Raw genomic sequence first — 26,350 nt, 5'->3', positions numbered from 1 at the left:
CTCGATGACGTTGATCCCTTGGTGATGCGGCGCGTTGTCGTCCCATTCCGCATTCGGCTTGACCGGCTTCATGAGGTTCTTCAAGAGGCTTTCGGCTGGACCAACAGCCATCTGTATGAGTTCAGGATCCGTGACATCGGGTTCGGCGTGCCTGATGGCGGCTTTGATGGTCCCATCGATGCACGCAAAGAAACGCTTCTTGCTGCCATCGAAGATATCGGCGCGAAATCATTCAAGTATCTCTATGACTTCGGCGACGGCTGGACGCACACCGTGAAAATCGAAAAGGTTTTACCGGCGACCGCCGGCTTCGGCGATCCCTTCCTGCTTGACGTTGTCGGACGATGTCCACCGGAGGATGTCGGCGGTCCGTGGGGTTATGAAGAGTTCCGCGAGGCCATTGCGGACACCAACCATGAGCGTCACCACGAACTTGTGGAATGGTGGGGCGATGCGCACTACGATCCTGGCGATGTCGACGCCGGCAATCTCCGCAAAAACGTCGAGGCTTTAGCTGCAAAGTGGAAACGCCGATCGCGAAAGAAAAGCTGAACCTGCGGTCCTCGGCGAATGCTTACTGCGTAGCCAGTTATGGATACGAAACTCAGGCCAGCGGAAATGTGGCGCCGTCATCCGGGCGCTGTCGCGAGGCTATCTTAAATGGTTCGCATGGTCGCAAATCTTATCGGTTGGTGTCCGGTCAAGACCGCTCAACTCCGCGAATAAAGTCTAGACACTTTTGGGATAGCGACTCGACGGAAAAGCGGTTTCCAACGGAGTGATTGAAACACAGAGTCTAAGCAGAAATTATTTTTCCGTCGATCGTCATACAACGATACCAAACCGACATAACATTTGACGTCGCCACAACGAGTGACCAGCTTGTTAGCGATCGCTGCGTCCTCACATCTAGCAGCGGCAGCCTTGGGCGGACTTCGCTGCGCCCACCGCCACGCTCAGTCCTTAAGATCTCTCACGCCAAGAATGCTATGTAGTGTGCTGATGATAGTACTGATGCTCGCAAAAGAGTTGCGGTTCAAAAGATTGTCTGGAAATTCCACGTCAAATGCCTCCTCGAGACCGAGCATCACCTGCACAGATGCGAAAGAAGAAAGGCCTGCTGCATAAAGATCAGCGTCGTCGGCAATGGTATCGACCGGCACTGGAAGACTGCCGTGCCTCTCGAGCAGGCCACGAATTGTTTCTTTCATCCAATCATCTCCCGAATTCATAGGTTGTATTCGCCAGTCCTGTGTTTTGCGCGGTCGTCAGCCTTGAGTTAGCGCGAGGGAGTCAAATCAAATCGGTGCCTGACGTCCACATTTAAAATCTCCCGAAATTATGTAGGGCGGCTAAATTGCGGGGCAATATTAGCGGCAAATCGCCATGTGAAACAATCGCCTTGCCTCTGCAGGTCGAGGAGAACTGCAAAAAGTAGCGTCTAATTTATTCAGTTGTGATCGCTTCCGATTTGCGAACATTCGATTGAGAACACGGTGCCCTCAACTGAAAGCAACCCGCAGAATTTATGCCCGCAAGACGTCACGTTGTCCGAGTAACCTACAGATCAGTAATGGAAATTGATTGCACCGCATGTTTCTGGCGGCATATCGTTGCTGATACGCTGGTCTTGATCGGGGGGTCTGTTCGTTCACGCCCCCGCCATTCAAGACCCTGATGGCGTTACCAATTTTCTGCACTCTATGAGCCACCGCTGGCTGTGGTTGCATCACATCTTTTCCTAGGGTCGCTAACGCAAATTTGAAAAAGCAGTTTAGATGACAAGCAAATGGACGCCGGAAATCGCCAAGCGCTCCGACAGGTTAATGGCTCCGAGCTATTTCCACGCCGACGGGTTGCCTAGCGCACCTTAGCATGGGCGGGAAGATGCGGAAGGCTGACAAGAAGCTCTGAAAATTCCACCGCCGCGGCTGGCTTCTGAATCTTGATCGCTATTTATCCACATTCTTACCGGGCGCCTCGCTAGGTACTATGCCTTATTGAGTTCTTTTCAAATGCGGCTAGGAGGCCCGAAGTGAACACATGGCAGAGCCGTCTTTCATATTTTCATAAAAGCAATATTGATTTTGCTTTTTAAATCAAAATAAATATTTTTGTGGCATCCGTTAATACTGACGTTTTCTGAAGAAGCTTGGATATAGACGAGCGGATAATGCAAACCGGATACGCAATTTTAAAGAAGTTTCGCTTGGGGACCAAATCGCTTCATATAATCCGCAAGTGCTGGTAACCCGCACCTGAAATGAATGAGGTGAATTTGCTGGTCAAAGCGTTTTTAAAGCAAAACGGTTGTGTTGAATTGCTATGATAGTTGAAACTAAATTCTTGAGCGGCGAAAAGATAATGAACACTGGCTGCGACCATTACGCCGTGGGGCTTTCGGCCGGGTCACAGCATCCAATTTCGCACGTTGTCCAGGCAGCAAGGCCCGTTATTTTTGCAGATACAATCGGGATGTTTCAGGCGCCGCTTGGTCCATCCACCCGGAAAGTCGCCGTATTATTCCTCTCGCCTTGGGGCTTCGAGGAAATAGCCATGCGGAAAATGTGGCGGATGTTGGCTGAACAGTTTTCATTAAAGGGCATCCCAAGCTTTCGCTTCGATTATCCTGGTACAGGCGACGCACTGGACAAAAATGCCGAAACCAACGACCTGGAGCTGTGGGTGGATCGCGCCTGTGAAGCGTGTGAACTGCTTAGAAAGTTGTCCGGTGTCCGTCACATAATTATTGTTGGTCAAGGGCTCGGAGCGGCCTTGGCGTACAAGACGTCGTTGCGGATGCCGGGGATCGCTGGCGTCGCATTATTAGCGCCGGTTATATCTGGGCACGCCTACGCACGTGAGGTCTTGGTCTTGTCGAGGATGACCGAGGGTAAGGCTGCAGCTACGAGCGATTTGCCGATGCTTGGTGGCGAGGCGGTTGCGCCGACACTTTTTGCAAGTATAAAAGGCGTCGATTTGAACCGTAGTCCTGTGCCGCCCGTTCAGCATTATTTTCTTGCGGCCAGGTATGATCGCCCAGCCCAGTTTAAATTCAATCAGCATTTGTTTGAAAAAGGCAAAGACGTCGAGGCGCACCCTTATGAGGGGTTTGATGAGATGCTGAATAACCTTACCCTTTCAAAGCCCCCGTTGGTGGTTATGGAAAAGCTCGTCAAGTGGGTCGAGTCGATTGAGAAAACGTTCACGAACGAAGTAGTAAGCCAGCCGCGAGAAGCCGTCCTTACACCGCTCAATGGGGTCCTTTTTAGGGAGAAACCGGTGCGCTTTGGAGACAATAACCGTCTTTTCGGTATTGTATGTGAGCCGGGCAACGGTCAAAGACAGAAGGTGAGCGTCCTCCTCCTGAACACGTCCTACGAAAGGGCTGCTGGCTGGGGTCGGAGCATGACAGCGCTGGCCCGAGATTTGGCTGCGGTCGGGATTGCATCATTTCGGTACGACGCAGCGAATGTCGGCGACAGTCCCGCTCTGCCAGGCGCTCCAGAACAGGTGATCTATTCCGAAACCCAGCTCGACGATGTAGACGCCGCCGTTGCATTTATGGAGACACTAGAGCTCGGACGCATTATTTTAGCTGGGCGCTGCAGCGGTGGATACACAGCGTTTCGATCGCTCCTTAGAAATGAGCAACTTGCCGGCGCCGTGATTGCCAACGCCCACGTTTTACGCTGGGATCCCCGTCAGTCTTTGGAGGACTTGCTTTTATTTGTTCCAAAGCCGCTTAACGCTTATAAATACAAAGCTTTCAGTATCAAGAGCTGGAAAAAGATTTTGACGGGGAGGGTCAATCTGAAGCGAGGCGTCCTGAACATCCTAGGACTGTTGAAGATGCGATGCTTGGGGATCCTCCGCCCAATATTGGAAAAACTATCGATGTTGTCCAATGCGCATAAAGTTATACATAGAGATATGAAAAAGGTTTGCGACCGCGGCGCTCGTTTGTCGTTTATTTTTAGTGACGGAGATATAGGCCTGAACTATTTCTACCAACATTTCGACGTGGATTCCGAACGGCTGCGGCTATATCCCGCTGTCAAGTTCCAAATCGTAAAGGACGCAGACCACAACCTTTTGACACCCCGGGCTCGCGCTGTTTTTCAAAGTGAGATCGAGCGGCTCGTACGCGAGGCTGGTTGAACGTTCAATGGACGCGCCAAATTGATCGATCCAGTGTAGCTGCGAGAACTCGTCTCTTTTGTTTGAGCGCGCTAATTTGGTAGCCGGGTGGGATCGCTAGCGGGAGAGTTATTATCACGATTGCGCCCGCGCGCGCGCACATAGTGATTGACTAGGCGTCGATAGAATTTCTGGGGAAGGAAGCTTCTCATTGCCTGCCGCGCCCCTACTCCAAAGGGCACGCCAGAAAGAAGAACTCCGACCAAGATATCGTATGCTGCCAGAAATGGTCTATGCGGTGCCAGATAGTTCGCCAATATTGTTGCGCGATAACCCCTTTCAACACGCTTCGACAGGGTGCCCCGCATTTTTTCAAGCCAAATGAAGGGTGATTGCGAGTTCACCTCCTGAGATAGGCGGCCTTGGCCTGTGATATCTGACCATACCGTCAGAGGGTCGTCGATCATGTGGAATTTCACCCCAGCTAAGGAGAGGCGATAACAGAGGTCGGGATCTTCCACCTGGCGCAAATCGACGTCAAATGGAAATGCCAAAGCGAGAGAGCGTTTCAGAACGAGGGTAGATGTGAAGACGAACTGATTGTGGACAAATAAATACTCCCCCATGTCCTCCTGTTCGCCAATAGCGCGGTCAGGACGCAGCCAGTATCGACCAACGCCACGATCAACATAACTTCGAGAATACACCGCGAATTCAGGGTGAATTTCGAGAACCTCTGCCACGCGCTTGAGCTTCTGGGATAGAAATCTATCATCAGAGTCTAAAAACGCGATGTACTGTCCACTTGCGTAATTTACGCCTGTATTTCGTGCAACGCTGGCCCCACCATTTTCCTGACGATAATACTTGAGGCGCGCATCCGCGAAGCCGTTGATCACTGAAACAAGATCGTCGGAATCGGCAGAGCCATCATCTATTATAATGCATTCGTAATCCTGATAGTCCTGATCCAATACAGACTTAAGGGTAGGCGCTATTATTTTTGATCTATTGTAAACAGGAATAACGATTGAGAAAAAAGGCGCCTGCGACAAATCATTTTGAAGTTGCGGATCAATCATCGGGAAGCTTTCAAAATCCAGTAAGTCGCAATCGGATTCGTGACGACGTAGCGCCAAAACAGCTTATGCGGTCTCTTGATCAGACGATGTAGCCATTCGAGACCGAAATTTTGAACCCATTTGGGAGCACGTTTATACTCGTCGGTAATGAAATTAAAGCAGCCACCACAGGTGATGATCCAGCTACAAGTCAACCGCGCGCGTGCGCGCGCAGCAAAGATCTGCTCGAGCGGCTTCCCAAGACCAACCCATACGATATCTGCACCGCTCGCTTCTATCGTGTCGAAAATAGCGTCTTCATCCTGGGGCCCGAAATATCCATTCCGGCGCCCCGCGACCTTCAGTCGGGGATAAAGTTCCTGAAGCTTGGCCGCACAGCCAGCATTGGTCTCTTCATCCGAACCAAGTAGGAAGAAAGACCGATTGGTTCTAACCGCCTCAGCAGCAAAATCGTGAATAATATCCGTAGTGGCCGTTCGCTCCTCAATCGGCAGGGAGCAGAGAAGGCGAGAGGCGAACACAATTGATTGACCGTCTGCATGCACAACGTCGGCCTTATCAAGCGCTGCACGGTAATTTCTGTCCGAGTAATAGAGCGCGATGGCATGCCCGTTGATATCGAATAGCAGCCGGGGGATGCGCGGTCCGTCCCTCTCGGAGGGCTCGGCAAAAACCATGTGTGCCAAGCTTGGCCGTCCCAATGTGCTGGTCGGGATGCCAGCGACGACCGTCTTACTCATAGTACACATTTACCTGTTGCTATGGCTCCACATTGCTGACTTTTTAGCAAAAGTCTGGAGATGTTGCACTATTAAAGACGCATTAACCCTAATAGAAAAGACTTTAGCTATTAACGCTATTTCAGAGTTCCCATGTCAACAATCAAGCAATGCCTATAGCAAGCCACGTACGTTATTTTCCGCAAGGGTGAGGGATTGAGTTGAACGACGAGGCAGCTCCTGTTCGGCGCAAAGAGCAGTCATCAGATCCCGATGGGGGTTTGCTGGATCTCCGGCAATTGCTCGATCTTATCTGGTTGCGGCGCCTTACGGTTGGCGCCGCCTTTGGGTTGTGCCTTCTTGGCGGAATAGCATATATCGGTCTCACTCCAGCGACATACGTCGCTGAGACGGTTCTGTTAATTAACCCGAGGCAATCCACGACAGACCCCTCCAATCCTGTGGTTGGCGGGGCGGGTATGGATGCAGCTACGGTGGAAAGTCAGGTTGAAGTCATCGGATCGCGTCAGTTGCTACTGCCATTGTTTCGTGACCTCAAGCTGGCACAAGATGGGGAGTTTTCCGATCGGGGCCTTATATCCAAATTGATATCGTCTGGCACTACCAAGCCAACCAGCGAGGAGGTGGCATACAACGCGTTCATCAAAGGATTGACGGTGAGCCGCCGTGGGCTCACATATATTCTGACAGTCGACTTTAAATCTAAAAATGCAGAAAAATCGGCCTTGCTGGCAAACGCTGTGGCCAATCAATATATCGCGAAACAGATTTCTAAAAAAAAGAGCAATGCCAAAGAAGTGACTTCCGATCTTGAGGGTCGCCTGGGGGAATTGCGGTCCGGCGTTGATTCCGCCGAACGTGCAGTTGAAGATTTCAAAGTTTCACAAGGTTATGTCAACGTAAACGACGGTCCGGCGCTTTCTGAGTCAGAGCTGGTTCAAGCAAGTCAGCAGCTATCGGCCGCGACCTCTGTTGCAGCGGCTGCGGAGGCGCGCTTTCAGCAGCTCAAGAGCGCAAGTCGAAACGCAGACTTCACAGCTGTCGATTCTGTAACTGGGTCGCAGCTTCGAACGCTCTACAATGCGAAATCGTCCGAACTCGACCGTATGGAAAGTACTTTGGGTGAGCGTCATCCCACCCTTCAAGGGTTACGAATGGAGCTCGACGGCCTTCGGCGCCAGATGCAGGCGGAAGTGCAGCGTGCCGTTGGCTCTGCAAAATTGGAGTCTGATGTCGCGAACCGAAACGTTGCCACGCTTAACGCCAAAGTTGATGCCTTGACAAAGGAAATGAATCGAACACGGCAATCGGAGGTTACGATCAGAGCCCTGCAGCGGGAAGCTGATGCGCGTCGCAAAGTGTTGGAAGAGTACCTGCAGCGTTCCCGTGAGACGGGCGAACAACAGACCACCGCGCGCGCGGATGCGGAAATTCTAAGCGCCGCCGTACCTCCAACCGCGGCTTCGTGGCCGAAAATCCCAGCAATTTTAGGCGTCGCTGGATTTATTGGCTTGGCGATCGGTATTACTCTAGCCTTGTTGCAAGGCCGACCGAGGCAGGCGCCCGTAAAAGTCGAGATAAAGCCGTCTCGACAGCAAACTGCCGAACCGCCGCGTCCGAGCCTGCTCGATTATCTACCAAACCCAGATAGCGGCGCTCAACGAAGCGCCGGCAACCGCCGAGCGCTTGGCGACAGGCCGCTATGAACATGGTTTCTGGCCGGTTTGACCCGTCATCACCACAGTCCGCTCCACCCAGCGCATCGGTTAACATATCGCGTCGGCAAATGCTGGGTGGGCTGACGGCCGCTGCCCTTGCTCCGGGATCCATAGGAACCGCTCGTAGTGCTGTCAGCGTCAATCGTCTCACTCACTTTAAACGCGGCTTCAATCTCCCAGGTGTCGCTGACACGAGTGCTGATCAGGCTAGACTACCGTCTGCAAATGTTTTGGCAGCGCTTAAAAAATTGGGATTTGAGGCTGTCCGCCTGCCAGTCGACCCCGGTCAATTGCTGAATTCCGGGGCAGATCGGGCGGCGTTTCTGCGCGGGTTGGAAACGGCTTTTGCTGTTATCGAGGCCTCCGGTTTGCGCATCATGATCGATATGCATCCAAGCGGCACCATCTCTGATATCCTCAAGAGTGACTATCGCTCCGGAGGTAAACTTGTGGAGTCGGCCTGGCGTGAGTTGTTGCCTCTCGCTGCTATGTCCAACCCAGAGTCGACCCTTATAGAGGTTCTAAACGAGCCACAACTCCCGGCTTCTCAATGGCCGGAACTACGGCAGAAACTCATTGATGCTATCCGCAGCAAACTTAGCAGACATACGTTGATTTGGTCCGCTGCGAACTATCAGACAATCGAAGAAACTGTCGGTGACACCGGGCCCGATGACCAGAATGCCATTGCCGCTGTTCACTTCTACTACCCCATGATCTTCACTCATCAAGGCGAAACCTGGACAAATGATGGATTGAGTAAGATCCGAAATTTTCCCTTTCCCTCGACAAAAGGCATGTCGTCCATAGATGAGCTGCGATCCGCCATGGAGAGAGAAGGACAGGCTGATGTTGTCGCGATGATTGATCGCGAGACCTCTGTGACTTGGGATCCCTCGCGTATTATTGACGAATTTTCCAAACTTAAAGAATGGTCACGCAAAACCGGATGGCCGGTTATCATAAACGAATTCGGAGTGCTGCGTTGGTCGGCGCCTCCAAATGATCGCGCTTTATGGCTGCAGACCGTTCGCTCCGTTGCGGAAGCCAACGATTTCGGCTGGACACACTGGGACATGGATCAGGCGTTTGGCTTCATGAGTGATCGTCGCGATGCAAAAAGTATCGATATGCAAATTGTCAAAGCGCTGACGGGCGGTCGCCGATGACCAAGCAATGGGCGCTACAAGGATACGTTTTCCAGAAGTTCAACGCGAACCGGCACTGGCTGGTGGGCGTTTTAGAGCAAAGTATCGTCGCTGCGACCAGCTTGGCATCTATGGCCATTATGTCACGGGAGATCGGAATTCACGAGACGGGTATTGTCGCCATCGGTCTCGTCTTATGGATGCTCATTGAAGCCCTGCAGCGGGCAGTTGTTATTCTGCCTCTGACCGCTGGTTGCCCGCGCCCTGAACTCGATCGTCAAACGTTCGGAAGCTTCATAGTGCTTAACGTGAGCTTTACTGGGCTTTGTTCAATCTTTCTTTTTGTTTTAGGCTTTGGCATCTTGCCGTTTAGCAGAGACATAGGCGTCGCTACGACTTTGGCTGCGCCAATGGCTTTTTGCGGCTCTCTTTTCCTCTTCCTGCGTCAAGCACTTTACTTGATGGGCCGCCCCGGATTAGCTCTTGTCAATGCGGCGAGCGTCGCGACCGTGACGCTTTCGGGACTGTTGCTTATCCATTTTGTTTGGGCTCTGAATGCAACTGCCGGAGCAATTGTGATTAGCACGGGATATGGTGTCTCATCCCTCGCGCTGACAATATGGCTCCTCACCCGGGCTAACTTTTCGTGGGAAAATTTTGCATCTCTTACGCGGCATAGGAGATCTATGCTGGAGTACATGACAGCAAGTCTTGCTCTGCTGGTTGCGACCAGCGGTGCTCAATTACTCCTAGGTGTAGTATCAGGGCCTTCATCGGTTGCGGTATTCTCATTCGCGCGGACGCTTGTTCGTCCAATCACTCTAATATTGCATGCGGTCGTTGATACGGAACGCTCGCGTATGGCAAGGCAATGCGACGAGCACGGCACGGGCGTCTTGCCTCATCACGTCAAGATCATGCAACTGACTTTGCTGTTGCTATGTATCGTTCCGACCCTTGCTATTTTGCTATGGCCTGCAGTCTTTCTGAAGATCTTTTACGGTGACAACGGCACGGCTGCAGCATCTGCCGCAAGGCTTTGGGCGTTGGCCGCCATTCCAATGATAGTCGCATCGCCTCTGGAAGCTGCGTTGTCTATTGCAAGAGACAGTCGTGCTGTGGCGAGAGCCAATCTTCTGGCTATGTTCGTTATGATATTTGCAGTCGCGATCGCGCTGGCTTTTGGCAGATTTACCGCTGATGCTGCAGTTATCTCCGTCGGACTGGCCTACGCTGCCGCGCTTGCCAGTCTTTATCACAGCTACAGCACTAAGATGACCGCGCCGTCTTGGAAAAAGGCAGCCCTGTGAGTACTTCATGTTCCGATTCGCGGTCTGCTTCGTCGCTTGATCTGCGTGCAAGCACACAGCGCGTGCTCCTGGATCTCGTGGTTGCCGCTTCAATCGTTGCCCTGGGCGTCATGATGATGATGGTCAACATCATCTTGGCATTTTCCGTGTCCATGTGCGCCACACTGCTTGCTGCTTATTTCACGCCCCGTTCTCTACCCGCCATCATTATATTTTCGCTCCTCTTTCAGAATACATTTGTTGCGTTCACCGCAGGTTACATCGAAGATACCGCACAGTTCGACATGATGCGAGCTCTGAACTTCATCATCATCATGACGGCCTTTGGCTACTGCGTCATATCCGTCTTGGCGCAGCCACGCGACTATACGACGGAAGTTCATCGCATTCTGAACGCAACGTGGTTGGTAGTTGCCGTCATCGTCGCGTATTTCGTGGTCGGACTAGCCGTCGGCAATGGGAAGGATGCAGTAATCTATCTGCGCAACTTTATAACGCCGATCGCATGTCTCTATGTTGCTATCGTTTGCAGCTTCCGCTTCAGGCTCGCGCTTTTGCCAACGGTAGTCGTCTGCACTTTTCTCATTGTCATATACGGATACTGTGAACTGATATTTCAGCTTAAATTTCTTTCACTGTTCAACGGCGACACCTACATCTCACTGAGAATGCAGGACGACATCATGAGCGGCCTTTACGCCAAGCAGCTCGACGAGACGGGCTATGTCTTGCGTGGAATTGAAGACTTTATGACTGTGCCCTTATTTAATATCACTGGTGCAGGGCAAGACGCGATCAGAGTATTCCGTCTCAGTGGTCCCAATTTTCATCCGATCAGTTTCGGATATGCGCTGTCGATCCTAAATGCCTGGTTGCTCGCCAATCGCATCCGTTGGGTCCCTGTGTTCGCAGTCCCAGTTATGTTGTTTGCTGGATCAAAAGGAGCTCTGGTGCTCTTTGCTCTGTTCGTTGTAGCGCAACTGGTCGTTCGAATTATTCGACCGAAGTCCTTGCTGATACCATTCGCAGGCCTGCTCGTAATTTATGTCGCTCTTACAACAGTACTTGGTATCAGGTCGCAAGACTATCATGTTTTGGGCCTTATGTCTGGACTTCGTGAGTTTGTCGCAAATCCGATTGGGCATGGTCTTGGAAGCGGTGGTGTGGTCTCAGTTCAGGGCTCAGCGGTAGATTGGCAGCTGGCGCAGGCAACCGGAGCCACAAGCGTTCCGGTCGAGAGCACGATCGGAGTTATGTTATACCAGGTAGGCTTTGGTGCTTTTTTCGTGATTGGCGCCGTGCTTGCGCTTGGGCTTTGGTGCTGGAGAACGTATCTGGAGACTCGTCTGGAGATTTACTTGTTTGGCTTCGTCGCCCTTTGGGTGATTACTGCCAATGCGGCTTTTCAGGAAGAAGCTTATTTCGCTCCTCTGGCCCTAGGTAGTTGCATGCTACTCGTTGGCGTGGGACTCGGCTCGAAAATGAGGGACGCGATATGACACACACCGCGCCGTACCCTTGATTTGCGGCTATTTATCATAAATGTCATAGCTTGAATGTTGATTGCTCTAATGGGCCCGCTCGACCCAGCCGTTGGGCTAAAACGACGTGCTTGCGCTCATAGCGTCGGGCGAAGTTGAGATAATCTTGATAAAGCGTAGTCTGCCATGGAAGGGGCTGCGTGAGTGATGTGATTGGATAGGGCGGGTGGCAACGTGGACCTGCCCAAGCGAAAGCAGTGTGTGGCACTCGAACGTTTGGAACGCCTGGTTCAACAAGACTAGGCGGCGCCGCCTTTTGAAGGCGTCTTGATGATGATGCCTGAAAGTGTAATGACAGCGTCGTTGCCAAGTCTGACGAATGTAATCCTTACCCGTTTCGCCTATTCATGTACAAGCTCTGGCGAGTATCCTCGTCGCTCAGCGGGTCGCGATTTCGGTTGTGTGAACAAGCTGATATGAAGGCGCATCAACTCTCGGGATAGCAGTGACAATAAAGAAGTGGCAAAATTGCCTGGCCATTTAAGGAACGCGGGAGAACAGCCGGGCGATGACACCGTTGACTTTTTTTTGCACTGCAGCATACCATACGTTGGTGATTCTAGGAGAACTGCAATGGAAGTCCGTCTGAACTCGAAGCTGCTTCATTCTGTAAACTATGACCCGAAATCCAAACAGTTGACTGTGTTCCTTAACAACGGTCGCCGTGGCGAGTTTGTCGATGTTCCGGAGTATGTTGTAGATGACCTCCAGGCAACGGTGTCTCCGGGTTCCTATTATGTAAAGCTGATTAAAAGGCAGTACCAACGCGCGGACTTATGAGCCGATTAGAATCAAGACGAAAGCGTGGCCGGTCGGGATACATTTGTCCTACTCTGAGACGAGCGTTTGAATACTTCTGTTAAACCGGGAAATACAATCTCTGAATATCTCTACGGCGAATTTGAGACCGTGCGGTAGTGCGCTGGCTGGGCCGCCTTTCGATGATATTGGCGAAGAAGCCGGGGTGGAGCTCCCTAAGATGACTTAAGGCCCAGCAGCCCTCCAGTTTTCAGGGCAGTCTTGGGTTTTCGTTCTTACCTCGTGAGGCCTGTCTTTCCAGAGACATTCGCTTTGCAAATTCACAGAGTGCCAGCCTTGCTGCTATAACGACGAGAATGGGGTTCGTTGGATTTGCGTTAAAATATACCGTCTCGTGCGATCCGTGACAGGCTCCTTGCCATATAAGCTTGGGACATTTATTGGGTCATATTTTTTGCTATTTCGATGAGGTCTACTGCTGTGATTGGTGAAGTACTCTAACTTTACCTTCAGAAATCCTCAAAACAGTAAGACGGCCTGTGGCGTAAGCCCCCGTGTCTACAGCTACCCGGCGCGGCCCAAAAGTGGGTTCCGGTTGGACCGTGTGGCCGTGAAAGACAAACACAGGGAGTTTTGGGCCGGAGGTTAAGAAAGGTTCGCGGATCCAGAGAAGGTCATGATCCGTTTGTTCGACCAGCGGAACTCCCGGTCGTATGCCGGCATGAACGAACACGAGTCGACCAACTTCGAGCATTGTAGGCAAGGATGCCAGAAGACTCATATGGTGGGCCGGTACGGCTTGTTTGACCACGCGATCCAGTACTGGAAGCCCGCCACCGCTCTTCAGAATGTGATCGGCGTCAATTCCGTAGGATGCGAGCGTTTCAACTCCACCGAACTCAAGCCAGCTCATAGTGGCTTTCGGATTGAGGAGGAAGCGGAGAAACTCTGCGTCGTGGTTGCCGCAGAGGCAGACATGCTCCACGCCCTCGGTACATGGCCTGGTCAGAAACTCCAGAACGGCTTTCGAATCCTCTCCCCGGTCCACATAGTCGCCAAGGAACACGACAAGCTTTTTGCCGGGAGACGGTGGGTCATCCTGGAGAATTCGGTCGTAGGCTTTTCTGAGAAGGCCCATGCAACCATGCACGTCGCCGATCGCGTAAATTGCCGAAAACCGGAGCGGATCTAATCTCATCCGCGGGCGTCGGTTCTCCTTACTCGCAGATCTTTCTAGCAGTCGACGAAATAAAAACATCACGTCGGAAAGTCCAACGACACCAGGCTCTCAATACACGTCAACTGATAGTCCGCCCCTATACAATAAAATGCGATCGGTGCAATCACTTGCCCAAGCTTAGCCAAAGCTTCTCTCAATGATCGATTCCCGCGATGTTGTGCCATCGCTCTTCCGAACTGGTTAACCCGTCGATAGGCCGAAAGAGAGGGCGACCGGTGCAGCTAGCAGATGTCCGGGTCTATCTCAATTATTTCGTCGTCAATCCCATTGGGCGATCGAAAGAGTTGACTTTCTGGGAGCGAGAAACTCGTTCCGAAGGACATTGCTGCGGTTCGAATCCTTCCGGTCTACTCGTAGGGAGCTACGTGAAATTACGCAACAGTTTGTGTCAGTCCTGATCCCGGATATAGCCGATGCCTGGCAGTTTCGGGTCAATTTCAAAGGCCAGCAATGTCGCGCAGTCTAGCACCGGAATTGACGTCGGAGAAATTCCATCCGTCGGCCGGCAACTGTCTAGGGCGATGCTCGAACCTGTCGCCGCTGAGCAGCAACAGTTGATTCTTGGCAAAGCCCGCATCGACCGACGCAATCGGCGAGCAACCGAATGCGATATCCCAGTGACCTACCGCAAATACTCCAATGCATCCTGCGGCAGGATGTTTGTGAAGTGAACGCACCAATTGAGCAATATTAGAGTGCAGCGACGTGCCGACAGGTATTCACACGCCTTTTTTGGCATAGCGATGTCGAGGAGTGCAGGTCAACTGCCGCAACGGATGAAATATTTAAGTTACTAGCGGAAAAGATGTATCAAAAAAATACGGAGCGATAGTTAACTAAAGGTGTACTTAGGTAGTGACTGAATTGTTTAAGTGGGGTATGGCTGACTTAAGCGCGCGGTTTATTATGAGGTTACAGTTTTGTCGATGATAAGAGATTCTAGGATGCAAAATACCTTCTCTGAAGGCCTGATTGGTGTTATGGGATCAGAGAATCTTGAATCGCAAGGCGCTCAGGGTTTGCGCGAAGTCTTTGGCGTGCGCTTGCAGTTTCTTGTTAAGCGGATGATGGACGTTCTTCTATCCGGAGCTGCACTGGTGGTGTTGGCACCGTTGCTTGTTGTCATCATGCTCGCTATTCGGCTGGAAAGTAAAGGCTCACCTATATTCACACAGCTTAGGTGGGGCCGTCATGATACAAAGATACGGGTACTTAAATTCCGCTCGATGCGTTCTGAAATGGGCGACGCAAGCGGAATCTCCCAAACTGTAAAAGGGGACCCGAGGATCACACGCGTCGGTGCTTTCATTCGCAAGACCAATCTGGATGAGCTGCCACAGCTTGTGAACGTATTTCGAGGTGATATGTCGCTTGTGGGGCCGCGCTGTCACGCGATCGGAATGTTAGCAGGCGGAATGCGGTACGAAGAACTCGTTCCGCGCTACCATGAGCGGCATTCGATACGCCCTGGTCTGACGGGTCTTGCCCAAATGCGCGGGTTGCGCGGACCGACCGATCGGCCTGCTAAGGCTCGCGCCAGAATTTCCGCAGATATCTACTATGTCGAAAACTTTTCAATTTTGCTCGACGTCCAGATCATGCTGGGGACGATTGCTTCGGAACTTCGAGGTGGTAAGGGCTTTTAGACGTTTCGTGCCCCGGGATGATAGATTGGATTGATCGTGGCCATCTGCGGCGCGGCTGTTCAGATTTCACATGAATTCGTAGCGTGTGAGGCCGCCGTTATCAGTCGTCATCCTAAGTTGTAGGCCTTGTCGTCCATGAGATGGTGACATAGCCGCTCGTGGTTGTTGCAATGGAAGCGTTGGCAGTCCCGATACCTGATGGTTTTTGCTCCGTGGTGTCGCGGCCAACTAAAGTGGCTGGCAGCCTAATGAAAGATGATCCCGTCGCTTGGCGTTGATATCTTCAGGCGTGCAGCCATCACCGATCGCGCCGCTGAGGGGCTCACACTATCGGTTAGAACGATGTGGACCTTGTATGTTACCTCTATGGCGAGACCATGTAGGAAGTTCCTTGCAACACGTCGGTTTGCTTTCTCAACCAATTCGACAAACGCGAATCTCGTCGTCAGGGTAACGGCTACGAGGAGATAAAGTCGATCTTCTGCCGTGTGCACCTCGGCAATATAACGATGTAAAACATCGATTGGGCAGCTCTTGTCCGTCTTCTATGGTTCCCCACCGTGGGGTAGGCCTGAATTTCCACGACGTTGAAGGCAACGATGTAAAGACGGCCGTGTCAGGTGAGGGATCGTCATTTGGAGCGTGTAACGAAAGCCGTTGAGCGGCAGTAGCGTATGCCGACGGAATAGGACAATGACGGCGTCCTCTTCTCAGGGCAGGATCGTTGAGTGCGGGTATCTTGGACCGTTCACAACTTAACAAGCGACAACCGCTTCCGCCATTTGGCGACCAGGCAGTCCGTTTTATTTACGGAGCGCATGTGATCGTGGATTTCCGAAATATTTTGGCTTTTGACCTGGTTATCGGCTTGCAGTCGCATCTTTTCTGAAAGACATTTTGAGATAGGCGATATCGCCATTACATGCAGATCTTCATCCAAACCAACACTGCCGAAAAATCAGCCGCGATACTCGCTACTCTCCGCGCAATTGGATCAAAGATTCGATAATGCTGGTTTTCGACGCGTTCACGGACCTATTCGATAATGGAAAGTGCATTACTTCAATTCGCGCTCTCTATCTCCACGGCAGTCGCCGCAATATATAGCAGAGCGTAGCGGGTCGATATGCTCTGCCCGTAAAGCAGCCATTCTTGCAGCCGGGATTAATTTTGCAGCCTCAAGTATATGGGGTCTCAGATTGTCTCCGGCATATGCCAATACATCGACAATATCATTCGGATCGCCATAGTTCAAAACTGTGTTGATGTCATGCTTCAAGATATCCGCAGAGCGATCCAACGTCGCTACGGTCGCTTTCCTCCAGACAAAGAAACGCGCGCGTATGACATACATTTCTGAAGGTGCCAAAACTGCTGATCGGTTCATAAGGGAGAAAACTTGATCGGCATTTTCGCTCGACGCCTGACGTATCATGGCGAGACGAGCCCAAAGGTCGCCGTCGCCCGGGTTGCAGGAGAGGGCATGGGTGATGTAACGATCAGCCCTTGCCATCGAAGCCGCCCAGGCATCGTAATGGTCCACGACATCTTGCATATCGAGATCCCGAAGCACAAACGTCATTCCTCCGCTGACAACGTCTGCTCGACACTCGCCATTCGTAATTACGGCTTCTGCCTCTGCTGCAAATCTGCCGATGGCGACACCGTTGGCCGAATCTTCCTGTGTTAATGTTGCGTTCAGATAAAAGATGTCGGAAAATCGGACAGTGGTTTTCAATTCATCAATAGCTATCCAAAGAAAAAACAGTGCGAGACCGAGGAATAGCGAGTTGAGGGGACTAAACCGTGAACGCCACTTGCCGACCTTAGTCCTCACGATAGTAGCTTGTGTACCTTGAGTGATAATACTCGCTGGAGCCATAAGCCCGATACAATTTCATCTTTTCGTTATCGACTTTATTGAGAATAACTCCGATGCATTTGTCGACAATCTCCAGATTGGTTCGCAAAGTGGAGCGAACGACTTTACGCGTTGTTTTGCCCCATTCTACGACGAAAAGAAATGCGTCGACCTGCGCAGCGATTGCTCTTGCGTCCACCACTGGAGCGAGCGGCGGTAGGTCGAGAATTATATAATCAAAGCTTGTTCTGACACTATCCAACAATTCGTTCATGGCCGACGAAGACAAAAGCTGCGACGAATGCGGTATTCGACGTTTAACGACCGCGGGCAAAAACGCCAATCGTGTCTTGTCGTTTAGCAGTAGCAATTCTTTCATCGGCCGCCCCTCCGTCAGCACCTCGACGAGACCAGCCTCAGCATGCCGCGCTAGCGAAAGCGTCGTGCCAGGGTTACGAAGGTCACAGTCAATTAGAAGCGTGCGCGCACCCTGCATAGCCAGGAGCTCGGCGAAGTTCATCGAGATCGTCGATTTGCCTTCCGTCGGCAGAGTAGAGGCGACTCCGATCACTTTTGCCCCCGGCCCCTTCTTGGCCAAGTCGACGGCAATCTTGGCGCTCCGCAGCGTCTCTGCAAAGGCGGACATCGGATGTTCTACCACATAATTCGATATGTTGTTTGCGCGGCGGATGCCTCGCGGATGACCTTCCTCCAAGCCTGTCGGCTTGATATCTCCGACCTTTATCAGCGGAGCCAGACCAAGAAACTCCAAATGCAGCCCGTCTCTGACCTGTTCTCCCGTGCGGAAGAAACGATCTCTCATTTCTCTAAAACCGCCGACAGCCGAACCGAACGCCGCCCCCAAGACGCCAAACAATGCTATCACTAGGGGTTTGCGAGGATATTTTGGCTTGTCCGGCTTGACGGGCCGAGTAATCACTCGTGCTTCAGTAATAGGGAAGGATTGCTGCTGAACCGCTTCCTGGTAACGCTGCAGGAAGGTCTGGTATAAATTCTTGTAAGAGTCAGCGGCGCGCTCCAGTTCCCGAAGCTGCACGCCGGTTTGCCCCGCGACAGCACTCTCGCCTTTCGCCTTTGCAACATTCTCTGCGAGATCCTTCTCCCGGGCTTGGGCGACATCGTACTCGCTCTTGTAGCTCTCCTGGTATCTGGATAGCTCTTCGAACATTAGTCGTTCATATTCCTGCATCTCGCCCCGAAGCTGAACCGCGCGGACGTGATTTGGGCCCAGACGGTTGGAGATGTCGGCTTCCAGCTTTGAAGCCGTCAGATATTTCTGCCGAAGATCGTTGGAAACCGCACTGTCAAGAATGTCCGTCACAACCGCGTTTGACTGACCGTTCTTGACAATTTGTGCGATCCGATCGTAACGAGCCTTCGCTTTGGAAGTGTCGGAATGTGCAACGATGAGTGCGCTGTTCAGTTCAGACAGCTGCTGATCGCTTATTAGAGTTCCACCGGTGGATAGCAGCCCGTTGTCGGCGCGAAACTTCTGAACCGCGCCGTCAGTTTCCAAAGACTTCTGCTTCAGCTCGTCGATGCGTGCCTGCAACCAGTCGCTGGCACGCCGCGTCGAGTCATACTTCGAATCCAGCTTGTCAGTGATGTAGGCGTCGGGTATCGCATTCGCGATGCTTGCGGAGAGGTCGGCGGAAGGGGATGTAAAGCTAATATTCAAAACGTAGGTCCGTCCTACACGCGAAATATCCATCCCGTCCTGAACACGTCTCAATGCTTCGCGTCTGTTCTTCTCCGCGAGATCACCATCGACATTGGCGCTCACGAACCATCTTGTCGAGTTCAGCGCCGCGGTAATTGCGCCGCGCACCCTGCCGATCAGAGAGGATCCTGACGCCATGAACACTGGATTTTCGCCCAGCTTCAGCTGATCGACAACTGAGAGGCCAATCGTATCTGATTTGAGCACTTCTACCTGGCTGAGGATTGATGCTTCATCGTCTGCGGCAGGCGTGCTGTCCTCCTGCGATAGTCTGTTCACCAGACTGTCGTTTCCACGATCAATCAGCAAGCTCGACGTTGCCGTATACAATGGAACTGCCGTTACTGCATAAGCTATACCCAAGAGTACCGCAACAACCACGGAAATAGCGACAATCCTCCACTGACGCCGGGCGATGGCGAGAAGCTTTTCAACGTCGACGGTTTGCAGAGGACTTTCATCCTCATTCCAGTCGTGACGAAGAGAGTCGATTTTGTCGGGCGATAGCAAATTGGAATCCTCAAATTTCTTCATGCGTGGGGCGCGTTGACCTGCGACCCATCAATTTTAGCCAACCGGCACAAGATATCGTGCCGGTTTCAGTTTACTGGACTTGTTGGATCTTGCTCTGCTGCTACTCTCGCAAAACGTGCAAAACTGCCGACGGTGAAGGTGCTGCTTTGTCTAGGGTTGAATACGGTGGCGATAGTCTTGATCGCCGTGTCGCCGAGCGACGCTCGGCCAGACGATCCTCCTGGCACTCCGCTGCTAGTGATGCCGGATGCTGTGCTATTACCTGCGCTTGACGTGCCAAGCGAAGCGGTCTGAACGTCGTCCATCCCCGCCACAAATGCTGTGGTTAAATCGGCGTCATTCGCGGCTGCGACCTTTTGCTGGATGAGCAATGCGTAGTCGGGGGTGGCTGTCTGGCAGGACCTTACGGCACGAGCCAGCCCAGAACCGATTGCGGATTTCTGAGGTGCGTTCGCCTCTTTGACCAGTGCGATCATAGGGTCTAACGCGGCCGCGCTAGAACCTGTTAGTCCGCGGACCTTCGAGCTCATAGGCAATCCTGCGGATGGAAAGTCCGACAATAGGGTGTTTGGTTTGGCCAAGAAAGATGCAATGTCGCCGTCAGCAACCTTAGCGGGAGCCAGGAAACATGCTACCGGAGCGGCCTGGGCCAACGCTGAACCACCCGACAAGCCGAACACAAGGACAGCTAACGTGAGGCTTGTGCTAACGAAATACTTTATTTCAAGGCCCACGGATTAACCCCCTGCTAACAATGATTACTATAGCGTTAATCGCTACACTCTCGCAATGTGGCGTGCAAGCACCTTTAATATTGCTGCACCCCTAGATGTCATTAAATACGGGCATTTTCACATTGATGGTTAAGATCGTTCTATAAAAAGTGCTGCAGCGTGAGCAAAACAACAAAAAACCTCAAGAATAAGCGGCGCGCGTTTCTGACCCCATTTATTCATCTGAAGTGCGCGTAATTATTATTTCAGCTTTCGAATGTAACTGTTGTACGCTCACGCATATTTTCGTGTAATACAGTACCGCCCGTGCACTCCGGATAACCTGGCCGATGACTGAGAATATAATTGTTGCTCCTCAAAATCTTAAACTTCAAATCTTCGTGCAATTCCTATACTTCTTGTCTTTGCTGTCGGCGATTGTGCCGTTCGGTGCGGTCAATCCAATTCCGCTGAGCGCTGCGACGATGCTTGCTTGCTTTGCGGCAGTGGTCGCCGGGATCGTTCTCGGACCACCGGTGAAGACAAGGTGGCTGTTTGCCACAGCTCTAATCCTGGCGGTAGCCACCTCGGGCTGGGTCGAGATCCAGACGCTGTCTGGCCTAGACGACGGCGTCGTGAACCCAATTTGGCTCGGCCTCCAAACTGCTTCCCTTCCTCAAAATGGGTCAATTTCAATTCAACCTGCGGATTCGATCGCCGCACTTTCGTTTTTGGCCGTCCCAATACTGACGTTCTTGACGGGGCTCATGGTCATTCGCTCCGACAGCGACGCGCGCAGGTTTACGGCCATTCTCGCTATTGGCGGAGGCATATTGGCGGTCTATGGCCTGGTCCAATTCATCTTCTTTCCTGAGACTAATCTGTTTTTTCCGAAAACGGCCTACCCAGACAGCCTGACGGCGACTTTCGTCAACCGAAATACCGCAGGCACCTTTCTAGGCCTAGTGTGCCTCACGCTCGCACGCTACGTCTGGTCTCTTTCGAGAGAAATTTCACTGGCGGCACTGGTCCAGTACGTGTTGTCGAACCGGCCTGTTAAGATTGCAGGATTATCGTTTCTTCTGCTGATCTCATTTTTCCTTGCATGTTCTTCGGTTGCGTTGTGTCTGACGAAGTCGCGTGGAGCGATCGGTAGCACGGTCGTCGCATTTCTTTTTCTTGTATGCGTTCTTTCCTTGCAGCGGACGAGGCGGACCGAAAGTTTCTCCGGCGTACCATCTCGGCGCAAGACTCTGTTGAAAGCAACCTTGGCTTGCGGGCTCGTATTATTGGCGGTGGGCATTCTCGGGGGAAGGGTGCTCTTGCGGGCCGAAACGTTGGGCAGGGAGGATAGCCGCTACTGCGTGCTGCCTGGCATCCTCGAACTTGCAAAGACGGAGCCTCTACTGGGGAACGGCTTTGGCTCGTTTAGATATGCTTTTCCGCCCTATCGCGACCCCCAATGTGGCATTACGTTTATTTGGGAACGCGCGCATAATTTTTATCTCGACGGCTTTATCGGCCTCGGCATAGCATTCGTCGTTATACTCGGCGTCGGAATACTGGCACTTGTGGTTGCACAGGTTTTAGGCATGAGAAACAGACGGAGGATGCGCTCCTATTCTGCGCTGGGCCTGGCAAGCTTTGTGCTGGTAAGCCTACATGGCCTTGCCGACTTTTCCCTGCAAATACCGGGTATGGCGGCCTATTTCGGGGCAATAATGGCTGCAACCTCTACGGTCTCTCTCGGCAGATCGGCTCATGGTAGGAGTTGAAGGGTGGCCTGGGGAAGCTTTGCGAGAACTTAGCCGTTGGGTTTGTTATTTGGCCGATCTGCCTGTTCCTTCGTTGGCTGTGATTTTGTCACCTGCCCCTCGGAACCGGGTCAGCCGCCGCGCGGTATAAGCTGTTTCAGAAAGCTTAGTTTTCTGAAAAGTCGAATTAGTGCGTGAATACTTGGGGAAATTTGGGCGCGGAAATAGATCGTCGGCATTACTTATCACCGAAATCACGAAGTTGAATCACGATGAGTTCGCGCCTCAAGGTTATTTTTAGATTTATATTAATCATCCCTATAATCAAAAATGCGATGTTTAGGATTTATTCAGTGGGAAGGGCAATTCTGCATCTGTAAATGGAAACACCAGATGCAAAATATCGGATGCGTGGCCATCGATATTGAAAGAGCGCAATGAAAATCGATAATCCGTTTGTTGCCGCGTTGAAAACTTACCGTCAGATCATTTCATCCACGGTTGTTTTCAGTATAGCCATCAACGCACTGATGTTCGTTTCACCCTTGTACATGCTGCAAGTCTACGATCGCGTGTTGCATAGTCGTAACGAGATGACATTGGTGATGATTACCGGCATCGCGCTGCTGTTGCTGCTCATCTACAGCCTGCTGGAATGGCTCCGATCGCGTGTTCTCGTGCGTGCTGGCTTGTGCTTCGATGACATGGTCTCGAAGGGCCTTTTTGGCCGGGTCGTCACCAGCACCCTCAGGCAACCGCAAACCCGGTCGGAGTTCGCTCTCTCCGATTTGGATCGACTTCGCGACTTCTTCACCGGCTCGGGTCTGATTGCTCTTTGCGATGTCCCTTGGATGCCAATCTTTTTGATCGTTTGCTTTCTCTTCCATCCGCTGGTCGGCTGGATCTCACTGGTCGGAGCCGTGCTTATCTTCGCCCTAGCGATCGCCAACGAGTTTATGACCAAGAGGACGCTGACCGAAGCCAGCGGTTACGCACAGGCGGCGCAGCACTTTGCCAATTCCACGTTGCAAAATGTCGAGGTTATCCGCGCTTTGGGTATGGAGACCAACCTGCGTGGCCGCTGGTACGCTATGCATCGCAGCATGCTGGTCAAACAGGCGATCGCCAGTGACAGGGGAGGCGCCCTACAGTCGATATCGAAGTTCATCCGCATGGGACTGCAGACCATCATCCTCGGCGCTGGCGCTTACCTGGCGATCGAAGGGCAGATCTCAGGCGGATCGATGATCGCGTGTTCAATCTTGATGGGTCGCGCGCTTCAGCCGATCGATCAAGTTGTCGGACAATGGAAGCAGTTCGTAGGCGCGCGCCAGGCCTACCGTCGGCTATCCCAAATGTTTCATGATGTTCCAGAAGAGCAGGTGCGCACACAATTGCCGGCACCGAATGGAAGGTTGGTGGTCGATCAGCTGACCGTCGTGGTGCCGGGATCGCGGACACCGCTGCTGCACGGGATCAGCTTTCACGTACAGCCCGGTCAGGCTGTAGCTGTCGTCGGCGCCAGTGGTGCTGGCAAGTCGAGCCTAGTGCGGGCCTTGGTGGGTGTCTGGCCTCCTGTTGGCGGCACGGTCAGGCTGGATGGATCGGAGCTTCAGCATTGGAATAAGGACGACTTGGGCAATCATTTCGGCTATCTGCCACAGTCGGTAGAACTGTTCGCTGGCACGATCGCCGAGAATATATCGCGTTTCCATGTGAATGCATCGGCTGAGGACATCATCAAGGCGGCAAAGGCGGCGCATGTACACGAAATGATCCAGGACCTGCCTGATGGCTATGACACGCAGATCGGTGCAGGGGGACGATCGCTCTCCGGCGGACAGCGCCAGAGAATCGGACTGGCCCGCGCCGTTTTCGGCAATCCTGCAGTCATCATTCTCGATGAACCAAATGCCAATCTTGATGGTGAGGGAGAGGAAGCACTCTTCCAAGTCATTGGGGATTTGAAAGCGAAAATGAAGGCTGTGATCTTTATCAGCCACAAGATGAGCCTTGTCGCACTCGCGGAAAAAACCCTGTTGCTTGCCGACGGACGCGTGCGCTCTTTTGGCCCGACCCAAGACATTCTCCAGCCAAAGCCCACCCACACGGGTGTGCCCGCGATGGGTGGCGCAATACAAACCCGCAACGTTGCTTGAGGAGATGACCGTGTCTGCTACATCGCTACACCTCGAAGGCAAAACGACGTTTTCTGCTCCGGCAAAGAAGCCAGATGAAGCCAGAGACTTTTCTCCGACTCCCTATATCGCGGCTGGATATCTGACGATCATTCTCGGTTTCGGAGCCTTTGGAACCTGGGCTTCTTGGGCGCCAATTGCTAGCGGCGTTGTGGCCAATGGCACCGTTTCCGTGGAATCGAACCGGAAGACAGTTCAACATCTTGAAGGCGGGATTGTCTCGGAGATCGTTGCTAAGGAAGGCGATATAGTCGAGCCTGGTGATATCGTGTTGCGGCTCGACCCAACGCAGGCACTTGGCACATACACTTACCTGAGAGATCGCGCTGGACTCCTGCGGGCGCAGGAGGCGCGGCTCGTCGCAGAGAGCACCAACGCCGACGTAATTTCGCTTCCCCCCGAACTTGTTAACCAAAATAGCCAAGCAATTGAGGCAGCAATCACACTACAAAAGACGATTTTTGCCGATCGCAAGCGAACGATGGACGGCCAGATTGGTATTCTTAAAATGCGTATTGATCAGCTCAAGGAAGCCGTCGCTGGTCAGCTTGAACAGCGAGAAGCTGTAGATCAGCAGATAAAATCCCTACAGGCAGAGGTCCAGCGCCTGACCCAAGGTCAGGAGAATGGTGCCGTCGCCATCAATCAAATCTCGCAAGCGACGCGTGCGCTACTCAACATGCAAGGCGACCATGGATCGATCAACACCGAGATCGCAAAACTCCGCCAGACAATTTCCGAGACCCAGCTGCAAATCGTTCAAGTCAGCCAGGAATTTGTCGAGCGTGCAGGCGGTGAGTTGCGTGACGTTCGTGACCAATTGAGCGAGGCCACTGAAAAGGCCGGTGCGGCAAAAGACGTGCTTGACCGCACCAATATCCGTGCGCCTGTTCGCGGCATGCTGCAGAACATTCGCGTTCACACCAAGGGCGGTGTTATCCGGGCCGCCGAGCCGGTAATGGACATCATTCCGCTCGACGACAATCTAGTTGTCACCGCGAAGGTGAAGCCGATTGATATCGACAATGTCAAAATCGGCCTGAAAGCCGAGGTTCGCTTCACGTCTTTCTCTAGCCGCACGACGCCAGCCGTGTTTGGGAAGGTAACCGTTCTTTCCCAAGACGTTATCGAACCGACCCAGGCAAACGAGGCACCGTATTACGAAGCCCGTATCGAGGTCGACGATAAAGATGTGCCACCGGAAATTCGCGGCCGGTTGCTTCCCGGGATGCCTGCAGATGTCATTATCTCGACTGGCGAGCGGACGTTTGCCCAGTACATCGTAAGACCTCTGACAGACGCGTTCCACAAGAGCATGCGTGAACAATAAGACCGGAGTGCAATTTCAAGGGTGCCAGGGGAAACTCGACCTCCTTGCATGGCGACGGTCATTTTCATCAGACTGTTCGAAACAGGCAATCTACAATGTGCGAAAATGTCGAAACCTTCCGCTTCGGAAACGCGTGCGGTAAGAAGAAATAGGGCGAATGCGGTTTTGTCGGGGAGGCGGGAAAGGTTTCGGTCGTGGGATCTAACCGATGCGAGCCAAGCTTGATACAGCCGACGCTGCCCTGTCCCACGTTCGCGTTAAAGCGGCGGCATCTGGGCCAGCGGAGTGTGTGATGCGCAGCCGCCCTGATGCCAGTAGCTATCGATAGGGCTTTGGCCGCGTCGGCGGGCGTTGGCAGAGCAGAGAACTCAGTCCTTTGTGGTCTAGGGATGATGTGCGCTTCCCGCCGATGTCAACCACGGCCTTCGCTCAAGCCCAGCCCTTCTCAATGCCAACCGTATCGATAAGTAGCGGAGAGTCTGGTGAGGCCTTGGCGATAGAATGGGAAGGCCTTTTTGCGCCACATCAGCATAGTGAAATGCAGCCGGTGGATCGTAACGTCTGCTCGGATCGATGTGGTCGACGGCTGACAGGATCGACATGTTGAGCGTCAGCACTAGAGAAATTTGGCAGATTGCACTGGCACGGTGCGGGCTGGGAGACTACAGGTCGCAAGCGCCAGATCGTCGTTACATGTTCTGATTGATGGTGGGTCCCAGGGGGCTAACGTATGGACAACCCTAGTCGCGGTGGCCCCGCTGGGGCGCTTAAAGCCATTCGCACCAGGCAACTGGAGCCTACATACATCTTTGTTAGAGGCGGTGACGACACTCGCAACATTAGCATTACAGTTGCGTATTTTTACAAGTTCTGAATCTATAGGCCTCCATGATTC

General features: G+C 52.5%; 19 protein-coding genes. 12 read left to right on the top strand and 7 right to left on the bottom strand.

Features of this window, described 5'->3' with window-relative positions:
- The coding region (locus EQW76_RS26575; RefSeq protein WP_143123418.1) for a plasmid pRiA4b ORF-3 family protein at window positions 1–552 on the top strand (552 nt) is incomplete at its 5' end.
- A gap of 404 nt (window positions 553–956) precedes the next feature.
- Here the strand turns inward: EQW76_RS26575 and EQW76_RS26570 are convergent.
- A complete protein-coding gene (locus tag EQW76_RS26570) occupies window positions 957–1,211 on the bottom strand; it encodes an acyl carrier protein (protein ID WP_143123417.1) in 255 nt (84 codons plus the stop codon).
- Window positions 1,212–2,346: 1,135 nt separating this feature from the next.
- Between EQW76_RS26570 and EQW76_RS26565 the strand changes: the two genes are divergently transcribed.
- Window positions 2,347–4,161 carry an alpha/beta hydrolase gene (locus tag EQW76_RS26565; protein WP_161991093.1) on the top strand — a complete coding sequence of 605 codons (1,815 nt, stop codon included), beginning with the start codon at window positions 2,347–2,349 and terminating at the stop codon, window positions 4,159–4,161.
- A gap of 71 nt (window positions 4,162–4,232) precedes the next feature.
- On the opposite strand, the gene EQW76_RS26560 is transcribed toward EQW76_RS26565, so the two are convergent.
- Both EQW76_RS26560 and EQW76_RS26555 read right to left on the bottom strand, forming a co-directional pair.
- Window positions 4,233–5,222, bottom strand: coding sequence for a glycosyltransferase (locus tag EQW76_RS26560; protein ID WP_143123415.1), 990 nt, complete (start codon window positions 5,220–5,222; stop codon window positions 4,233–4,235).
- On the bottom strand, window positions 5,219–5,962 hold the full coding sequence (locus EQW76_RS26555; protein WP_161991091.1) for a WecB/TagA/CpsF family glycosyltransferase: 744 nt from the start codon (window positions 5,960–5,962) through the stop codon (window positions 5,219–5,221). The genes EQW76_RS26560 and EQW76_RS26555 overlap by 4 nt, the downstream gene beginning before the upstream one ends.
- 200 nt (window positions 5,963–6,162) lie before the next feature.
- On the opposite strand from EQW76_RS26555, the gene EQW76_RS26550 reads away from it, so the two are divergent.
- The 5 genes from EQW76_RS26550 (at window position 6,163) to EQW76_RS26530 (ending at window position 12,459) form a co-directional block, all read left to right on the top strand.
- Window positions 6,163–7,668 (top strand): GumC family protein, encoded by a 1,506-nt coding sequence (locus tag EQW76_RS26550; RefSeq protein WP_161991090.1) that lies wholly within the window; start codon window positions 6,163–6,165, stop codon window positions 7,666–7,668.
- Window positions 7,665–8,849, top strand: coding sequence for a cellulase family glycosylhydrolase (locus EQW76_RS26545; protein ID WP_143123412.1), 1,185 nt, complete (start codon window positions 7,665–7,667; stop codon window positions 8,847–8,849). Before EQW76_RS26550 ends, EQW76_RS26545 begins: the two co-directional genes overlap by 4 nt.
- Window positions 8,846–10,138 carry a hypothetical protein gene (locus EQW76_RS26540; RefSeq protein ID WP_143123411.1) on the top strand — a complete coding sequence of 431 codons (1,293 nt, stop codon included), beginning with the start codon at window positions 8,846–8,848 and terminating at the stop codon, window positions 10,136–10,138. Before EQW76_RS26545 ends, EQW76_RS26540 begins: the two co-directional genes overlap by 4 nt.
- Window positions 10,139–10,200: 62 nt before the next feature.
- Window positions 10,201–11,637 carry a hypothetical protein gene (locus EQW76_RS26535; protein ID WP_143123410.1) on the top strand — a complete coding sequence of 479 codons (1,437 nt, stop codon included), beginning with the start codon at window positions 10,201–10,203 and terminating at the stop codon, window positions 11,635–11,637.
- Window positions 11,638–12,252: 615 nt separating this feature from the next.
- Window positions 12,253–12,459 carry a KTSC domain-containing protein gene (locus tag EQW76_RS26530; protein ID WP_143123409.1) on the top strand — a complete coding sequence of 69 codons (207 nt, stop codon included), beginning with the start codon at window positions 12,253–12,255 and terminating at the stop codon, window positions 12,457–12,459.
- Between the two features lie 451 nt (window positions 12,460–12,910).
- On the opposite strand, the gene EQW76_RS26525 is transcribed toward EQW76_RS26530, so the two are convergent.
- On the bottom strand, window positions 12,911–13,576 hold the full coding sequence (locus tag EQW76_RS26525) for a metallophosphoesterase (protein ID WP_244617030.1): 666 nt from the start codon (window positions 13,574–13,576) through the stop codon (window positions 12,911–12,913).
- Between the two features lie 515 nt (window positions 13,577–14,091).
- On the opposite strand from EQW76_RS26525, the gene EQW76_RS26520 reads away from it, so the two are divergent.
- Together EQW76_RS26520 and EQW76_RS26515 are read left to right on the top strand one after the other, a co-directional pair.
- Window positions 14,092–14,349 (top strand): hypothetical protein, encoded by a 258-nt coding sequence (locus EQW76_RS26520; RefSeq protein WP_143123408.1) that lies wholly within the window; start codon window positions 14,092–14,094, stop codon window positions 14,347–14,349.
- Between the two features lie 309 nt (window positions 14,350–14,658).
- Window positions 14,659–15,324, top strand: a complete 666-nt coding sequence (locus EQW76_RS26515) for a sugar transferase (protein ID WP_244617031.1) — start codon at window positions 14,659–14,661, stop codon at window positions 15,322–15,324.
- A 1,057-nt stretch (window positions 15,325–16,381) separates the two neighbouring features.
- On the opposite strand, the gene EQW76_RS26510 is transcribed toward EQW76_RS26515, so the two are convergent.
- From EQW76_RS26510 to EQW76_RS29500, 3 genes are all read right to left on the bottom strand, one after another.
- Complete coding sequence (locus tag EQW76_RS26510) at window positions 16,382–17,062, bottom strand: hypothetical protein (RefSeq protein WP_161991088.1); 681 nt, start codon at window positions 17,060–17,062, stop codon at window positions 16,382–16,384.
- Window positions 17,063–17,150: 88 nt separating this feature from the next.
- Window positions 17,151–19,460, bottom strand: a complete 2,310-nt coding sequence (locus EQW76_RS26505) for a polysaccharide biosynthesis tyrosine autokinase (protein WP_143123406.1) — start codon at window positions 19,458–19,460, stop codon at window positions 17,151–17,153.
- 65 nt (window positions 19,461–19,525) lie between these two features.
- Window positions 19,526–19,936 (bottom strand): hypothetical protein, encoded by a 411-nt coding sequence (locus tag EQW76_RS29500; RefSeq protein WP_203452804.1) that lies wholly within the window; start codon window positions 19,934–19,936, stop codon window positions 19,526–19,528.
- A gap of 587 nt (window positions 19,937–20,523) precedes the next feature.
- On the opposite strand from EQW76_RS29500, the gene EQW76_RS26500 reads away from it, so the two are divergent.
- From EQW76_RS26500 to EQW76_RS26490, 3 genes are all read left to right on the top strand, one after another.
- Window positions 20,524–21,948: an O-antigen ligase family protein gene (locus EQW76_RS26500; RefSeq protein WP_143123405.1), complete on the top strand. Its 1,425-nt coding sequence runs from the start codon at window positions 20,524–20,526 to the stop codon at window positions 21,946–21,948.
- A 416-nt stretch (window positions 21,949–22,364) separates the two neighbouring features.
- Window positions 22,365–24,086, top strand: a complete 1,722-nt coding sequence (locus tag EQW76_RS26495; RefSeq protein ID WP_143123404.1) for a type I secretion system permease/ATPase — start codon at window positions 22,365–22,367, stop codon at window positions 24,084–24,086.
- Window positions 24,087–24,096: 10 nt separating this feature from the next.
- Complete coding sequence (locus EQW76_RS26490) at window positions 24,097–25,455, top strand: HlyD family type I secretion periplasmic adaptor subunit (RefSeq protein WP_161991087.1); 1,359 nt, start codon at window positions 24,097–24,099, stop codon at window positions 25,453–25,455.
- Window positions 25,456–26,350: the final 895 nt, after the last annotated feature.

The sequence above is a fragment of the Rhizobium sp. rho-13.1 genome, from assembly GCF_007000305.1.
In the GTDB taxonomy this organism is placed as follows: Bacteria; Pseudomonadota; Alphaproteobacteria; order Rhizobiales; family Rhizobiaceae; genus Rhizobium; species Rhizobium rhododendri.
This window is presented reverse-complemented; position numbering and strand designations above follow the sequence as displayed.

Excerpts from the sequence above, each read along its gene's own strand:
- EQW76_RS26515 (WP_244617031.1), top strand. The coding sequence starts at position 14,659 with ATGGGATCAGAGAATCTTGAATCGCAAGGCGCTCAGGGTTTGCGCGAA.
- EQW76_RS26500 (WP_143123405.1), top strand. The coding sequence starts at position 20,524 with ATGACTGAGAATATAATTGTTGCTCCTCAAAATCTTAAACTTCAAATC.
- EQW76_RS26505 (WP_143123406.1), bottom strand. The coding sequence starts at position 19,460 with ATGAAGAAATTTGAGGATTCCAATTTGCTATCGCCCGACAAAATCGAC.
- EQW76_RS26530 (WP_143123409.1), top strand. The coding sequence starts at position 12,253 with ATGGAAGTCCGTCTGAACTCGAAGCTGCTTCATTCTGTAAACTATGAC.
- EQW76_RS26545 (WP_143123412.1), top strand. The coding sequence starts at position 7,665 with ATGAACATGGTTTCTGGCCGGTTTGACCCGTCATCACCACAGTCCGCT.
- EQW76_RS26520 (WP_143123408.1), top strand. The coding sequence starts at position 14,092 with ATGCCTGGCAGTTTCGGGTCAATTTCAAAGGCCAGCAATGTCGCGCAG.
- EQW76_RS26560 (WP_143123415.1), bottom strand. The coding sequence starts at position 5,222 with ATGATTGATCCGCAACTTCAAAATGATTTGTCGCAGGCGCCTTTTTTC.
- EQW76_RS26495 (WP_143123404.1), top strand. The coding sequence starts at position 22,365 with ATGAAAATCGATAATCCGTTTGTTGCCGCGTTGAAAACTTACCGTCAG.
- EQW76_RS29500 (WP_203452804.1), bottom strand. The coding sequence starts at position 19,936 with ATGATCGCACTGGTCAAAGAGGCGAACGCACCTCAGAAATCCGCAATC.
- EQW76_RS26540 (WP_143123411.1), top strand. The coding sequence starts at position 8,846 with ATGACCAAGCAATGGGCGCTACAAGGATACGTTTTCCAGAAGTTCAAC.
- EQW76_RS26555 (WP_161991091.1), bottom strand. The coding sequence starts at position 5,962 with ATGAGTAAGACGGTCGTCGCTGGCATCCCGACCAGCACATTGGGACGG.
- EQW76_RS26525 (WP_244617030.1), bottom strand. The coding sequence starts at position 13,576 with ATGGGCCTTCTCAGAAAAGCCTACGACCGAATTCTCCAGGATGACCCA.
- EQW76_RS26570 (WP_143123417.1), bottom strand. The coding sequence starts at position 1,211 with ATGAAAGAAACAATTCGTGGCCTGCTCGAGAGGCACGGCAGTCTTCCA.